Genomic DNA, 15,154 nt, shown 5'->3' on the forward strand with positions numbered 1-15,154 from the left:
TTACCCCTTGACTGCGCCGGCCGTCAGCCCGCGCACGAAATACTTGCCTGCGACCACATAGACCAGCAGGGTCGGCAGCCCGGCGATCATCGCCGCGGCCATATCCACGTTGTATTCCTTGACCCCGGTACTGGTGTTGACCAGGTTGTTCAGCGCCACGGTAATGGGCTGTGAGTCACCACTGGAGAACACCACGCCGAACAGGAAGTCATTCCAGATCTGCGTGAATTGCCAGATCAGGCAGACCATGATGATCGGGGTCGACATCGGCAGAATGATCATGCGGAAAATCGTAAAGAAACCCGCGCCATCCAGACGCGCCGCCTTCACCAGCGCGTCGGGAATGCTGACGTAGTAATTGCGGAAAAACAGTGTAGTAAACGCCAGGCCGTAAACAATGTGCACAAACACCAAGCCGGTGGTGGTGCTGGCCAGACCCATTTTGCCGAGGGTGAACGAGGCTGGCAGCAACACGGTCTGGAACGGCAGGAAGCAGCCGAACAGCAGCAGGCCGAAGAACAACTGCGAACCGCGAAAACGCCACATCGACAACACGTAGCCGTTGAGCGCGCCGATGGCGGTGGAGACCAGTACCGCCGGGACGGTGATCTTGATCGAGTTCCAGAAGTAGCCGTCGACCGTGGCCCAGGCCTTGACCCAGCCAATGCCGGTGACCACGGCGGGCCAGCTCAGCAGGTTGCCGGTACTGATGTCTTCCGGGGTTTTGAAGCTGGTCAACAACATGACCACCAGGGGGACCAGGTACAGCAGTACAGCGAAGATCAGCACCGCGTAGATCGCGATGCGGCTCAGGCTGATGGCGGATTTGCCGGCAAGACTAGTCATTACGCTTGGCCCTCAGCTCGGAATACAGGTAAGGCACGATGATGGCAAGAATCGCTCCGAGCATCAGAATCGCACTGGCCGAACCGACACCCATCTGACCGCGACTGAAGGTGAAGGAATACATGAACATCGCAGGCAAGTCGGACGAGTAACCCGGACCACCGGCCGTCATTGCCGCCACCAGGTCAAAACTCTTGATCGCAATGTGCGCCAGAATCATCACCGCACTGAAGAACACCGGACGCAGGCTTGGCAGCACCACTTTCCAGTAAATCCGCGGCAAACTCGCGCCATCGATCTGGGCGGCACGAATGATCGATTGATCGACCCCGCGCAGGCCGGCGAGGAACATCGCCATGATAAAACCCGAGGCTTGCCACACTGCCGCAATCACCAGGCAATACACCACGCGGTCGGGATCGATCAGCCAGTCCAGACGAAAGCCTTCCCAGCCCCAGTCCCGCAGCAGCTTGTCCAGGCCCATGCCCGGGTTCAGCAACCACTTCCAGGCGGTACCGGTGACGATCATCGAGAGCGCCATCGGGTACAGGTAAATAGTGCGGATGAAGCCTTCACGCCGGATGCGCTGATCGAGGAACACCGCCAGCGTCACGCCAATCACCAAGGTAATGGCGATGAACATGCCACCGAATACCGCCAGGTTTTTGCTGGCGACCCACCAGCGGTCGTTGTCGAACAGGCGTGCGTATTGCGCCAGGCCTACCCATTTGTAGGTCGGCAGGAAAGTCGAGTTGGTGAACGAAAGAACGAACGTCCACAGGATATAGCCGTAAAAGCCCACCAGGACGATGAACATGCTGGGCGCCAGCACCAGTTTGGGAAGCCAGCGCTGCAGTGCATCGAACGGCGAGGCTTTGCTGAAGGCAGCAACAGAACTCATGGGGAAATCCATAAAAAAGGAAAGAGCAGTTACCCGCTACAAGTTTCAAGCTGCAAGACAAGCAGGACAGTGCTCTGACTTGCAGCTTGCAGCTTGAAACCTGCCGCTACGGGTTACTTGGCAGACTTGACCGCTGCGCCGAGTTTCTTGGCCGTTTCAACCGGGTCGGCTTTCGGGTCGTTGATGTAGTTGGTCACCACATCAAAGAATGCGCCCTGCACCGCCAGCGTGGTTGCCATGTTGTGCGCCATGCTCGGCTGCAGGCCACCGCTTTTGGCATCAGCCAGGAAGTCCTTGGCCGCGGTCTGGGCGCAAGAATCGAAACCGTACTTGGCCATGTCGTTCAGCATGTCGATCCGCACCGGGATCGAGCCTTTGTTGATGCTGAAGACTTTCTGGAAGTCTTCCCCCAGGGTGACCTTGGCAATGTCCTGCTGACCCGCCGCCGTGCCCTTGTCTTTCTGCTTGAACACCGCCAAGGAGTCGATGTTGTAGGTAAAGGCTTTATCGGTACCCGGGAAAGGCACGCACTGATAATCCTTGCCCGCGACTTTCTTGGCCGCCGTCCACTCGCTCTTGGCCCAGTCACCCATGATCTGCATGCCGGCCTTGCCGTTGATGACCTTGCCCGCTTCCAGGTTCCAGTCCTGCCCCTTGCCGTCTGCGTCCATGTAGGTCGCGACTTTCTTCAGTTCGGTCAGCGCCTTGACCATTTCAGGACCGGTCAGGGTGGCGTTATCCAGCTCTACCAGTGCCTTCTTGTAGCCATCGACCCCCATGACCGAGAGCACCACGGCTTCGAACACAGTGCTGTCCTGCCAAGGCTGGCCACCGTGGGCGAGCGGAATGAAACCGGCAGCCTTGAGCTTGTCGCCCGCGGCATAGAATTCTTCGAGGGTGGCAGGGGCTTTTTCGATACCGGCTTTCTTGAACACTTCAGGGTTGATCCACAGCCAGTTGACCCGGTGGATGTTCACCGGCACGGCCACGTAATTGCCTTCGTATTTCACGGTATCGGAGACTTTCTTGTCGAGCAGGCTGTCCCACTTCTCTTCTTTGGCAACGTCCTTCAGGACTTCAGTGTCGAGCAAGCCCGTGGAGGCCCACTCCTGGATGTCGGGGCCTTTGATCTGAGCCATGCCTGGCGGGTTGCCGGCGACAGCACGGCTTTTCAGTACGGTCATGGCCGTGGCTCCGCCACCGCCGGCGACTGCGCCGTCTTTCCAGGTGAAGCCGTCTTTTTCGACCTGGGCCTTGAGGACATCAACGGCCGCTTTTTCACCGCCCGAGGTCCACCAGTGCACCACTTCGACCGTGCCTTTGGAATCGGCAGGTGCGTCGGCGGCATAGGTTGTCAGGGGAAATGCACAGGCGAGAGAGATGGAAACGGCGAGGCGACTGAGTGAATTCATGAGATGTCCTTTCTTGTTGTTATAGCTGGGCAAGTCTTTTGCTTGCGCTGCCGAAGAGTGTATCCATCACCGCCCAGGCTCGCGTAACGAAGAGACGCGCAAATGTCACGATCCGGTTACATAAGGATCAACCCGATCAGTCGGCATTTCGCGGCAGGTACAAAGTGACCCGCAGCCCGCCGACGCGCAGGTTCTGCAGACTGACTTCGCCCCCATGGCTATGGGCGATGCTGCGGGCAATACCGAGCCCCAGACCATAGCCCTGCTGCTGCCCGGCCAGACGAAAGTGCGGTTCAAATACTTGTTCCAGACGCTGCTCCGGTACGCCCGGGCCCTCATCGTCAACGGTCAGAACGAAGGCGCGCTCATTGTCATCAATGCGCAGGTGAGCATTTTTTCCGTATTTGAGTGCGTTATCTATCAGGTTGCCCATGCAGCGACGCAGGGCCAGGGGCTTGCCCGAGTAAGGCTTGAGGGCTCGCCCCTGTAACGTCACACGGCCATTTCCCTGGGGCAATAAATAAGGCTCTATCAGACAATCGAGTAACAGATTGAGGTCCACCTGCTCGATATTTTCGTGAATATCGGTGTCCTTCACACATTGCAGTGCACCTTTGACCAGCAGCTCGAGCTCATCCAGATCGCGGCCAAACTTGTGCTGCAGTTGCTCGTCTTCAAGCAACTCGACCCGCAGCCGCAGGCGGGTGATGGGGGTACGCAAATCATGGGAGATGGCACTGAACAACTGGCTGCGCTCCGTCAGATAACGGCTGATACGGGCGCGCATGGTGTTAAAGGCCCGGCCGACTTCCACCACTTCGCTGCCGCCACCGATTTCCACCGGCTTGAGCTTGTCCTCCCCCAGCGACATATCCCGCGCCGCCCGGGCCAGACGCTTGAGCGGGCGACTTTGCCAGTGCACCAGCAGTCCGATAAACAACAGCAGGAAGATGCTGCTCAGGGCGATAAACCACAACTGCACGGCCGGCAGGCCTTCCTCCTCAAGGCTGGTATAGGGTTCGGGCAACAAGGAGGCGATGTACAGCCACTCGCCGGGGGCCATCTGAATTTGCGTCACCAGTACCGGCGGATTGACCGGCTCCAGGGTCAAGGCGAAATGCGCCCAGGAACGCGGCAACTCTTCGAGCCTCATGCCGGCATTGAAGATGCGCAAGTCCCGGGGGCTGACAAATTGCACGGTCATGTCGACATCAGCCCCCAGGGACTGGCGCAACACTTGATCCACCGCGCTGAGCACCGCCTTTTTGCGCTGGGTCGGCTGCAGCACCGGCATCTCCAGCGGCTTGTCATTCAAGCTTACGAAGAACCGCGTACCGCCCATGCTGCGCATCTGGTCGAGCACCATGGGCCGGTAGGCCAGGGGTAGTGACCGCAAGTACGTCACCGTGGCATTCATCGAATACGCCAGGCTGCGGGCACTGGTGACCAGGCCTTCGAGCTGGGTGGTACGCAATTGCGAGAGCCAGATGGCACTCGATAGCGTCTGCGCCAGCAAAATGGCAAGCAGGGTGAGTAACAGCATGCGCCCGAGCAATGAACGGGGGATACGGACTTGGGGCCGGAATTTAAAGGCCATGGACGGCGCTGACCTGGGCCGCCAGCTGATAACCGCTGCCGCGAACGGTGCGGATCAGCCGGGGAGGCTTGTCGGTGTCACGCAAGCGTTGGCGCAAGCGGCTGACAGCCATGTCGACGATGCGGTCCAGCGGCATCAGATCCCTGCCGCGGGTTGCGTTGCCGATGGTATCGCGATCGAGGATCTGTTGCGGATTGTCCAGAAACAGCTTGAGCAAGGCGAAGTCTGCTCCCGACAAGATCACTTCTTCCCCGTCGGTATGAAACAGGCGATGGGTCACAGTGTTCAGGCGCCATTCGTCAAAGGCCATGACCTCGTTGCCGGCCGTCACATTGACGCTGGAAAACTGCGCCCGGCGCAGCAACGCCTTGATCCGCGCCTGAAGTTCACGGGGGCTGAAGGGCTTGCCCAGGTAATCGTCTGCGCCCAGCTCCAGGCCAATCACCCGGTCAGCCTCGTCGGAGCTGGCAGTGAGCATGATGATCGGGATTGTGGCAAAGCGCGGGTGTTGCCGCACCCAGCGGCACAGGCTGAAGCCATCTTCATCGGGCAACATCACATCAAGTATCAGCAGATCGCCGGGTGTGTCTTCCAGCGCCTGGCGAAAGCCGGCACCGTCACCCACGGTACGTACCTGAAAACCGGCTCGGGTGAGATAGATATCAAGCAGTTCACGAATGTCCTGGTCATCGTCGACCAGCAAAATTGATTTGCCGAGTGCGCTCACAGCGATGTTCCTTATTGTTTTTTACCCCCCCTTGATGCAGGCGCGGGGTTGCTGACGACAGTATCGCTGCGGGTGTTCAGCCGAACGCTTGCTGCAACGCCACCCCCGCACCGATCAGACCCGAGTAAGGGGCAGTGACCAGCCACACGGGAATACCCCTGAGGTAGTCACTCATGCAGCCCTTGTCAGTGAAACTTTGGGCAAAGCCGCTGGCCAGAAAAATATCGGCAAAGCGCGGGATCACCCCGCCTACGATATACACCCCGCCTCGTCCGCCGACGGTCAGCACATTGTTGCCCGCCACTCGCCCCAACCAGCAACTGAACTGCTCCAGCACCTGCAATGCCAGCGGGTCTCCAGCCAGGGCCGCAGCGGTGATGGCATGGTCACTGTCCAGCACCGGGGTATGGCCATCTACCGCACAGATCGCCCGATAGACGCGGGGCAAGCCGCTGCCGCTCAAAACGGTTTCGGCACTGACATGCCCGATGTCGTTGTAGATGTGCTGCCACAGCTGCACTTCACGCGGGTTGCTCATGGGCAGATCAACGTGACCACCCTCCCCCGGCAACGCCATCCACTGCTCGCCCCCCAGGTTGAGCAGAGTCCCCACCCCAAGGCCGGTGCCCGGGCCAATCACCACTGCCGGCCGTGCCGGGTCAGGAGTGCCGGGGCAGACCTGACGCACATCTTCGGGTTGCAAGCGGGTCATGCCCAGCGCCATGGCGCTGAAATCATTGACCAGCAACAGATTGTCGACCTGCAACGCCTGGCAAAACGCCGAACGGCTCAGACGCCAATGGTTGTTGGTGAAGCGAAACTCATCACCGCTCACCGGCCCGGCCACGGACAAACACACCGAGCCGACCGCCCCCGGGGCCAGTTGCAGATCGTGCAGGTAAAGCCTGATGGCGTCTTCCGGGCAGACGAAGTCCACCGTGGCCAGTACGCGGACCGAATGCAGCTGGTCGTTTTCCCACAACGCAAAGCGTGCGTTGGTCCCTCCGATATCACCGACCAGCGCCAGTTTCATTTCAAGTTTTCCAGAGACGAGGTGAAGGTACTCGCGCCCTGCTCAGCCGAACTGAAGGCCTGACGCATAAACGCAAACAGCTCGCGCCCGGTACCCACGGCATTGCTCAAGGTGCCGATCGCCGGAGTGCGCGCTGCGAATTCTGCCTCATCCACCAGCAGTTGCAATGTGCCTTTGACCCCGTCGACCCGGATCATGTCGCCATCCTGAACCCGGGCCAGAGCGCCACCAATCGAGGCTTCGGGGCTGACATGAATCGCGGCCGGGATTTTGCCCGAGGCGCCCGACATCCGGCCGTCGGTAATCAGTGCCACCTTGAAGCCACGGTCCTGCAAAACGCCCAGAAACGGCGTCATTTTGTGCAGCTCGGGCATGCCGTTGGAGCGCGGGCCCTGGAAGCGCATCACCGCGACAAAATCATGTTCCAGCTCGCCGGCCGCAAACGCGTCGGCCAGCTCTTGCTGATCCTGGAAGACCCGGGCCGGGGCTTCGACAATTTGATGCTCGGGTGCCACCGCCGATACTTTCATCACGCCGCGCCCCAGATTGCCTTCCATCACCCGCAGCCCGCCCTCTGCCGAGAAGGCACGGGCCACAGGCCGCAAAATGGATTCATCCAGGCTTTCAATCGGGCCTTCACGCCAGACCAGATTGCCATCTACCAGGAACGGCTCGCGGGTGTAGCGGCTCAGCCCAAAACCGGCCACGGTATTGACGTTTTCGTGGAGCAAGCCGGCCTCGAGCAGTTCGCGAATCAGGAACGCCATACCGCCCGCGGCCTGGAAATGGTTGATATCGGCCTTGCCGTTCGGATACACGTGGGACAGGGTTGGCACCACCTCGGACAGGTCGGCCATGTCTTGCCAGGTCAGCTGGATACCCGCGGCCATGGCAATCGCCGGCATATGCAGGGTGTGGTTGGTCGAGCCGCCCGTGGCGTGCAGCGCCACAATGGAGTTGACCAGCGAACGCTCGTCGACGATCTCGCCCAACGGCATGAAGTTGCCGTTTTGCTTGGTCAGACGGGTGATCTGGTGCGCGGCTTCCCGCGTCAGCGCATCACGCAATGGGGTGTAGGGGTTGACGAAGGAGGCGCCTGGCAGGTGCAGGCCCATGACTTCCATCAACAACTGATTGGTGTTGGCGGTGCCATAAAACGTGCAGGTGCCGGGGCTGTGGTAGGACTTCATTTCCGATTCCAGCAGCTCTTCGCGGCTGGCCTTGCCTTCGGCGTAACGCTGGCGCACGTCGGCTTTTTCTTTGTTGGAGATCCCCGACGGCATAGGCCCGCCCGGAACAAAGATGGTCGGCAGATGACCAAAGCGCAGCGCGCCCATCAGCAAGCCCGGAACGATCTTGTCGCAAATCCCCAGCATCATCGCCGCATCGAACATGTTGTGCGACAGCGCCACGGCCGTCGACAAGGCAATCACTTCACGGCTCAGCAGGCTCAGCTCCATCCCCGCCTCACCCTGGGTCACACCATCGCACATGGCCGGGGTACCGCCGGCAAACTGGCCGACCGAGCCCATTTCACGCAGTGCCTGCTTGATTTGCTCCGGAAAATGCTCGTAAGGCTGATGCGCCGACAGCATGTCGTTATATGACGAAACAATTGCGACGTTGGCCGCGTTCATCAGCTTCAGGTTGTTTTTATCATCCGCCCCGCACCCGGCTACGCCATGGGCAAAGTTGGCACATTGCAGCTTGCCGCGTTGCGGACCGTCACTGGCGGCCCCGCGAATAAGCGCCAGATACGCCTCGCGGGTAGCTCGACTGCGGGCAATAAGACGCTCGGTGACTTCAAGAACGCGGGGATGCATGTGTTGAACTCCAGGCTAACGGATGTGGCGACCGGGACGTGTCCTATGCTGATCGAAGGGCGCAGACACGCGACTTCAATCATTCGGACCCGTTGATTCAGGTCACTCGTTGTAGATAAAACAAAATATTGCCACTTAAATGGCTTGTTTTCTATTTTTATGCGAATAATCTTGTAATTCCAACAACAAATCGATGGCGGACGCTTTCCATGACTCTACGAATCGCAATCAATGGCTTTGGCCGAATCGGCCGCAACGTCCTGCGTGCACTGTATACCCAAGGCTACCGTCAGGACCTGCAGATCGTCGCCATCAACGATCTGGGCGACAGCTCGATCAATGCTCACCTGCTCAAGTTCGACACGGTTCATGGCACTTTCGACGCAACGGTCGAGCATGATCAGGAAAGCCTGACCGTCAATGGCGACCGCATCGCCGTCACTGCCATTCGCAATCCCGCTGAACTGCCTTGGGCCGCCCTGAAGATCGACGTGGTGTTTGAATGTACCGGCCTGTTCACCGAACGCAGCAAAGCCGAGGCACATATTAGCGCCGGCGCACGCAAAGTGATCATCTCCGCCCCGGGTAAAAATGCTGACGCGACGGTGGTCTACGGGGTAAACCACGACATCCTGCGTCAATCGCACCAGATTATTTCCAATGCCTCATGCACCACCAACTGCCTGGCACCGGTAGCGCAAATTCTGCATCGCGAATTCGGCATTGAAAACGGCCTGATGACCACCATTCACGCCTACACCAACGATCAGAACCTGACCGACGTTTACCACTCCGACCCTTACCGCGCGCGCTCGGCCACCCAAAACATGATCCCGAGCAAAACCGGCGCCGCCGAAGCCGTGGGTCTGGTGCTGCCTGAACTGGCCGGCAAGCTGACCGGCATGGCCGTACGGGTTCCGGTGATCAACGTGTCACTGGTGGACCTGACCGTTGAGCTCAAGCGTGAAGTCAGCGCGGCCGAAGTCAATGCACTGTTCAAAGAGGCCAGCCAACACTCCAAAGTCCTGGGGTACAACACCTTGCCGCTGGTTTCGAGCGACTTTAACCACAATCCGCTGTCGTCGATCTTCGATGCCAATCACACCAAAGTCAGCGGCAAAATGTTGAAAGTGCTGGCCTGGTATGACAACGAATGGGCGTTCTCCAACCGCATGCTCGATAACTGCCTGGCGCTGTGTAACGCGGAGTAACGCGATGATCGGTATCAGCTTCACCTCGGCCCCCCTGGCGGCGCGCAAGCGTATCGCCCTGGTGGCTCACGATCACTGCAAGGGTTTCTTGCTGGACTGGGCCGAGCGGCACAAAACAGTGCTCAGCCAGCACGAGCTGTGCGCCACTGGCACCACGGGTTTGCTGTTAAGCCAACGCCTGGGCTTGCCGATCGAAAGCATGATCAGCGGCCCATTGGGTGGCGACCAGCAGGTCGGCGCGCGGATCGCCGAGCAACGGGTCGACATGCTGGTGTTTTTCTGGGACCCCTTCGAGCCCCAGCCCCACGATCCGGATATCAAGGCACTGCTGCGGGTAGCCGCGGTGTGGAATATTCCGGTGGCATGCAATGAGTGCAGCGCCGATTACTTGATCAGCAGCCCATTGATGAGCCAGCCCCACGAGCATCGCATCCCCGATTACAGCGCCTATCTCAAGGGGCGCGTGTAAGGCACCAGCACCTCATCCACACTGTGGGGGCTGGCAAGCCAGCTCCCGCAGATGGAAAGTGGCCTCACAGATTCTCCCCCGCACAAAACAGCACTTGACCAAAGGCATGGATGATAAGCATTATCATTCGCTCAAAATCGGTCGGGTAACACAGTGAGTCAGTCCCGCTTCAATCAAGTCTTCCTTGCCCAACGGGTAACCCTGCTGCGCACGCTGGAGCGAATGGTCAATAACCACAGCACCGCAGAGGATCTGTTGCAGGAGACCTATCTGCGCGTGACCCGGGCCTTGAGCGAACGAGCGGTCGAGCACCTTGAGCCATTTGTGTTCCAGACGGCGCGCAACCTGGCGCTTGATCATCTGCGGGCACGGCGCATCCAGTCCCGGACAGTGGTTGAAGATGTACCGATTGAAGTCATCGAGGGCGTTGCCTCTCCCCTCAGCACCCCCGAAGAAGCCCATCAAGCCGCACAATTACTGGAGCGTTTGAGTGTGAGCCTGAGCCAGTTAAGCGCACGCCAGCAGCGAATTTTCATCCTCAGCCGCCTGCATGGCTGCAGTTATCAAGAGATCGCCGAAGAGCTCGACGTCTCATTGAGTACCGTCCAAAAGGAACTCAAATTGATCATGGCAATCTGCATCGGGGTAGCCGACAGGCTGAGTCGGCCTTAATCTTCACCCTCGAAGCCTGCAAAAATGTCCTGAGACTGCCAAGGAACATCTGTGACAGACACTCACAAATCCGCTCAAGAGGTGCTGCAAGACAGCGCCATGGATCAGGCACTGGACTGGCTGATTACCCTTGAGTGCGCAAACGATGCGCAAAAGTCAGCCTTCAATGACTGGCTGAATGCCGACCCGGCCCATGCCCGGGCCTATGCCAAAGCCAACGCCGTGTGGAACGGGCAGCCGTTGCTGGCCGCGGCCCACACCCTGCAAACCCGCCGTGTTCCCGGGGTGATGCGCCGCGTCAGCCGGTACTGGAAACACGCGGCAGCCGCTGCCGTGCTGGTGATCACCGTGGGTGGCTACAGCAACGTGCCCTTACGTCTGCAAGCCGATCACCTGACCATGGTCGGCGAACGCCAGCGCCTGCAGCTCGAAGACGGCTCGAAGGTGCTGCTCAACACCAACTCGGCGTTTTCCAGCAAGCTGGTCAATGCCCAGGGCAATGCTCGCCTGTATCAAGGCGAGGCATTTTTTGAGGTCCCGGCCAATCTGGAATTGCCGATGCTGCTTGACGCCGGTCCGGTACGCGCCAGCGTGCGCGATTCCGCCTTCGCCGTGAGCTACCTCAATGGCGAAGCCCATGTGCGGGTACAGCGTGGCGATGTTGAACTGCGGGTAAAAAGTGTCGGCACACAAATGCGCTTGTCTGCCGGCAATAGCGTGAGCATCGGCCCCAACGGATTCGGCCAGCCCGTCAAGCTCAACCCGCAGACTGACCTCGCCTGGGTTCAGGGTCGTCTGGTATTTGAAAACTGCCCGATGGGCAAAGTGCTGGACGAAGTCCGGCGCTATTACCCCGGCTGGATCATGAGCAACAACGACAAACTGGCGAACGTGGCGGTGACCGGTAATTACCGGCTGGATCAGCCCCTGGACATTGTCCGCTCCCTGGCCCACATCACCTCGAGCAGCCTTTCGGAATACCCGGCGCTGGTGATCCTGAATTAACCAGCCCGATTAATTAAATATTTTTTTACTCGATAGCCAGGGGCCATACGTCTCGTTGTAGTCAATGCAACTGATTCGCATTTTGAATCATGTTCGCAACTATAAGATTCGTTCACCACGGAGCGCTATCAATGCCCACTCGTTTCAACCGCCGGTCCTCCTCCAACGCCCGTTCGGGCGGCTTGCAGCAATGCACGTTGTCGTTGTTGACCGTCGCCATGTTCCTGGCCGGTGTGCAAGCAGCCCCGGCCATGGCCGCGACCGATGAGCCAGCAGCCACCCGCTCCGTGGGCAATTACAAGTTTGCAATCTCCCAGCAGCCATTGGTGTCGGCGCTCAATGCTTTTACCAGCGTGACCGGCTGGCAGGTCGGCTTGCCGGCCGAGCTGGGACAGGATGTTTCCTCACCGGGGGTACGTGGCTCCCTGTCCCCGGAGAAAGCGCTGGATCGCCTGCTGATCGGTACTAACCTGGGCTACCGCAAGCTGAGCAACAACAACATCGTGCTCGAAAAGCGCAGCAACAGCAGCGGCACCCTGGCCCTGCAACAGGTGACCATCAGCGCCACCCGCCAGGAACAGGACGTGAACTCGGTCCCCAGCACTATTTCCGTGCATGACCGCCAGGAACTCGACCGCCAGAACGTCAACACCATCAAGGAACTGGTGCGTTATGAACCCGGTGTTTCGGTGGGCGGCACGGGCCAGCGTGGCGGGGTCAGCGGCTATAACATTCGCGGTATTGACGGTGACCGGATCCTGACCCAGGTCGACGGCGTCGAAATTCCGGACTCGTTCTTCAACGGTCCCTACGCCAAGACCCAGCGCAACTATGTCGACCCCGAAATCGTAAAACGGGTTGAAATCCTCCGTGGCCCGGCGTCGGTTCTTTACGGCAGCAATGCCATTGGTGGCGCAGTCAGCTATTTCACCCTCGACCCGGATGACATCATCAAACCGGGCCAGGATGTCGGGGCACGTCTGAAAACCGGTTATAGCTCCTCCGATCGCAGCTGGCTGAAATCCGGCACCGTGGCCGGCCGTGCAGGTGACTTTGACGGCTTGCTGCACTTGAGCCAGCGCGATGGCCACGAAACCGAATCCTATGGCAATCATGGCGGCACCGGCCTGAGCCGCACGGCCGCCAACCCCGAAGACGTGAAAACCACCAACGTGCTGGCCAAGGCAGGCTGGAACTACAACGATGACGATCGCCTGGCCTTCACCTACGAAAAATTCAAGAACCGGATCGACGCCAATGAAAAAAGCGCAGTCGGCGGCCCCTTCAACCAGGGCCAGCCACTGGGCATGTATCGCTCGCGCACCGGTACCGACACCGTCAGCCGCGAGCGTTTCGGGCTCGAAAACAGCATGGTTGTTGATAGCGCCGTGGCCGACAACCTCAAGCTGAGCCTGAACTACCAGACCGCCAAGACCGACCAGAACACCCTGGAAGACTACTTCCCCTTCACCCGCAATGTGCTGCGCTCGCGCAATACCACCTACGAAGAGAAACAGTGGGTGCTGGACGCCCAGGCAGATAAAGCCTTTCAGATCGCTGACACCGATCATTTGCTGACCTACGGTGCCACCGTCAAAAACCAGAAAGTCACCGGCTCGCGCAGCGGTTCGGGGGTATGTCTGGCCGTCGGCAGAGGCTGCTCGGCAGTGGGCGCCAACAGCCCAAGCGACTATCTGGTCAAATCCAGCGATTTCCCGGACCCGACCATCAACACCTACAGCCTGTTCGCCCAGGACGAAATCAGCTGGAACGACTGGACCTTCATGCCGGGGCTGCGCTACGACTACACCAAACTCACGCCACACATCACTCAGGAGTTCCTCAATACGGTGGCCGCCGCTGACAAGAGCAGTGTCAGTGACAAGGAGAAAGTCTGGCATCGCCTGTCGCCCAAGTTCGGCCTGACCTACGCCCTGAGCGATGAGTACACCTGGTACGGCCAGTACGCCGAAAGTTTCCGTACACCTAGCGCCAAAGCACTGTATGGCCGGTTTACCAATCTGGGGGAAGGCTATTCGGTTGAGCCCAATCCGGATCTGGAGCCGGAAAAAAGCAAAAGCTTCGAAACCGGGCTGCGCGGCACTTTCGATGCCGGTTCATTCGATGTTGCCGTGTTCTATAACAAGTACCGCGACTTCATCAATGAAGATGCGATCACCCCCGGCTACGACGAGCTGACGTTCCAGAGCAACAACATCAAACACGCCACCATCAAGGGCGCCGAAATCAAAGGCCGCTTGAATCTGGATGCGTTCGGTGCACCCCATGGCCTGTACAACATCGGCTCGGTGGCTTATGCCCACGGCAGAAACGACGACACCGGCGAGCCGATCAACAGCGTCAACCCGCTTAAAGCAGTGCTCGGCCTTGGCTACGAGCAAGAGAACTACGGTGCTCTGGTGAGCTGGACCCTGGTTAAACGCAAGGACCAGGTCGACGACAGCAACTTCTTCTCGCCCGACGGCACCAGCACCCAGTTCAAGTCCCCGGGCTACGGTGTGATCGATCTGTCCGGCTTCTACAAGGTCACCCGGGACGTCACCGTCAACGCTGGCCTGTACAACCTGACCGACAAGAAATACTGGAACTGGGATGATGTTCGCGGCTACGACAGCGTAGGTGAAGCCGGGGTCATCAACCCCGCCAACATGGACCGCCTGACGGCCCCGGGCCGCAATTTCGCAATCAATCTGGTGTGGGATATCTGATCCCGAGCCCCATTGCGCAGTCCATTCAGGCTGCGCAGTGAGGATTTTTTACTGTGACGCGTCTTCTGGTTCGTCTAGTTACAAAGCGCATCTCATTCTCAAGGACATTTGCATGAATACTCCAGATTCCGCACAGCGCCCGACCCTGCGCTCGCAACGCCTGAACCAGATCACCAACGAGCCGCACCAAAAGCTCGACGCCCTGGTCAAGGCACATTCGCCCTTTGCAACCGTGCCTAACTTTGCCCGTTTTGTTGTGGCCCAATACCTGTTTCAGTCAGAACTCAAAGCCCTGTACACCGACCCGGCCCTGAAAGAAATCGTTCCGGATCTGCCAGAGCGTTGCCGTGCCGAGCAAGCCAGGGCCGATCTGGCCGACCTCGACACTGCAGTCCCTGCACCTGTTGCCGGCGCAGTGACCGCACCGAGCAAGGCCGAAGCCCTGGGCTGGATTTTTGTATCCGAAGGTTCCAAGCTCGGTGCCGCGTTCCTGATCAAGCGTGCTGTTGGCCTGGGCCTGAGCGACACGTTCGGCGCTCGCCATCTGGGTGAGCCTGCAGGCGGCCGCGCCGAAGGCTGGAAGAGCTTCATCAGAACCCTCGACGGCCTGGATCTCAGCACCGAAGAAGAAGCTGAGCTGGACAAGGGTGCAGTGGCCGCCTTCGAACGCTTCACCGTATTACTGGAACACGCTTACGCTGCTGAACCGGAACTGGCTTAAGCTTGACC

At 59.2% G+C, this 15,154-nt stretch carries 13 protein-coding genes; 6 read left to right on the forward strand and 7 right to left on the reverse strand.

All coding sequences use genetic code 11. From position 1 onward, the window contains the following. The 7 genes from B195_RS17245 to edd form a co-directional block, all read right to left on the reverse strand. Positions 1–846, reverse strand: a complete 846-nt coding sequence (locus tag B195_RS17245) for a carbohydrate ABC transporter permease (protein WP_003440706.1) — start codon at positions 844–846, stop codon at positions 1–3. Further along, a complete protein-coding gene (locus B195_RS17250; RefSeq protein WP_003440704.1) occupies positions 839–1,747 on the reverse strand; it encodes a carbohydrate ABC transporter permease in 909 nt (302 codons plus the stop codon). Before B195_RS17250 ends, B195_RS17245 begins: the two co-directional genes overlap by 8 nt. A 113-nt stretch (positions 1,748–1,860) precedes the next feature. Beyond that, complete coding sequence (locus B195_RS17255; protein ID WP_003440702.1) at positions 1,861–3,159, reverse strand: ABC transporter substrate-binding protein; 1,299 nt, start codon at positions 3,157–3,159, stop codon at positions 1,861–1,863. A 136-nt stretch (positions 3,160–3,295) separates the two neighbouring features. Beyond that, positions 3,296–4,756, reverse strand: coding sequence for an ATP-binding protein (locus B195_RS17260; protein ID WP_003440701.1), 1,461 nt, complete (start codon positions 4,754–4,756; stop codon positions 3,296–3,298). Further along, entirely contained in the window at positions 4,746–5,483 is a 738-nt protein-coding gene (locus B195_RS17265) for a response regulator (RefSeq protein WP_003440699.1), read from the reverse strand. The genes B195_RS17260 and B195_RS17265 overlap by 11 nt, the downstream gene beginning before the upstream one ends. Positions 5,484–5,559: 76 nt before the next feature. Then, on the reverse strand, positions 5,560–6,516 hold the full coding sequence (locus tag B195_RS17270) for a glucokinase (RefSeq protein WP_003440697.1): 957 nt from the start codon (positions 6,514–6,516) through the stop codon (positions 5,560–5,562). Next, a complete protein-coding gene (gene edd / locus B195_RS17275) occupies positions 6,513–8,339 on the reverse strand; it encodes a phosphogluconate dehydratase (protein WP_003440689.1) in 1,827 nt (608 codons plus the stop codon). The genes B195_RS17270 and edd overlap by 4 nt, the downstream gene beginning before the upstream one ends. A gap of 209 nt (positions 8,340–8,548) precedes the next feature. Between edd and gap the strand changes: the two genes are divergently transcribed. The 6 genes from gap (at position 8,549) to B195_RS17305 (ending at position 15,146) form a co-directional block, all read left to right on the forward strand. Next, complete coding sequence (gene gap, locus B195_RS17280; protein ID WP_003440686.1) at positions 8,549–9,550, forward strand: type I glyceraldehyde-3-phosphate dehydrogenase; 1,002 nt, start codon at positions 8,549–8,551, stop codon at positions 9,548–9,550. 4 nt (positions 9,551–9,554) lie between these two features. Next, positions 9,555–10,019 carry a methylglyoxal synthase gene (locus B195_RS17285; protein WP_003440683.1) on the forward strand — a complete coding sequence of 155 codons (465 nt, stop codon included), beginning with the start codon at positions 9,555–9,557 and terminating at the stop codon, positions 10,017–10,019. A gap of 153 nt (positions 10,020–10,172) precedes the next feature. Next, entirely contained in the window at positions 10,173–10,691 is a 519-nt protein-coding gene (locus tag B195_RS17290; protein WP_003440680.1) for an RNA polymerase sigma factor, read from the forward strand. A gap of 99 nt (positions 10,692–10,790) precedes the next feature. Then, complete coding sequence (locus B195_RS17295; RefSeq protein ID WP_238143971.1) at positions 10,791–11,696, forward strand: FecR domain-containing protein; 906 nt, start codon at positions 10,791–10,793, stop codon at positions 11,694–11,696. A 131-nt stretch (positions 11,697–11,827) separates the two neighbouring features. Further along, positions 11,828–14,425: a TonB-dependent receptor gene (locus B195_RS17300; protein ID WP_003440674.1), complete on the forward strand. Its 2,598-nt coding sequence runs from the start codon at positions 11,828–11,830 to the stop codon at positions 14,423–14,425. Between the two features lie 112 nt (positions 14,426–14,537). Next, a complete protein-coding gene (locus B195_RS17305; RefSeq protein ID WP_003440671.1) occupies positions 14,538–15,146 on the forward strand; it encodes a biliverdin-producing heme oxygenase in 609 nt (202 codons plus the stop codon). The last annotated feature ends 8 nt before the right edge of the window (positions 15,147–15,154 follow it).

Source organism: Pseudomonas sp. Lz4W (assembly GCF_000346225.2).
GTDB lineage: Bacteria > Pseudomonadota > Gammaproteobacteria > Pseudomonadales > Pseudomonadaceae > Aquipseudomonas > Aquipseudomonas paraversuta.

Coding starts and splice junctions, on each gene's coding strand:
- B195_RS17285 (WP_003440683.1), top strand. CDS start 9,555: ATGATCGGTATCAGCTTCACCTCGGCCCCCCTGGCGGCGCGCAAGCGT.
- gap (WP_003440686.1), top strand. CDS start 8,549: ATGACTCTACGAATCGCAATCAATGGCTTTGGCCGAATCGGCCGCAAC.
- B195_RS17295 (WP_238143971.1), top strand. CDS start 10,791: ATGGATCAGGCACTGGACTGGCTGATTACCCTTGAGTGCGCAAACGAT.
- B195_RS17255 (WP_003440702.1), bottom strand. CDS start 3,159: ATGAATTCACTCAGTCGCCTCGCCGTTTCCATCTCTCTCGCCTGTGCA.
- B195_RS17260 (WP_003440701.1), bottom strand. CDS start 4,756: ATGGCCTTTAAATTCCGGCCCCAAGTCCGTATCCCCCGTTCATTGCTC.
- B195_RS17305 (WP_003440671.1), top strand. CDS start 14,538: ATGAATACTCCAGATTCCGCACAGCGCCCGACCCTGCGCTCGCAACGC.
- edd (WP_003440689.1), bottom strand. CDS start 8,339: ATGCATCCCCGCGTTCTTGAAGTCACCGAGCGTCTTATTGCCCGCAGT.
- B195_RS17300 (WP_003440674.1), top strand. CDS start 11,828: ATGCCCACTCGTTTCAACCGCCGGTCCTCCTCCAACGCCCGTTCGGGC.
- B195_RS17270 (WP_003440697.1), bottom strand. CDS start 6,516: ATGAAACTGGCGCTGGTCGGTGATATCGGAGGGACCAACGCACGCTTT.
- B195_RS17250 (WP_003440704.1), bottom strand. CDS start 1,747: ATGAGTTCTGTTGCTGCCTTCAGCAAAGCCTCGCCGTTCGATGCACTG.
- B195_RS17245 (WP_003440706.1), bottom strand. CDS start 846: ATGACTAGTCTTGCCGGCAAATCCGCCATCAGCCTGAGCCGCATCGCG.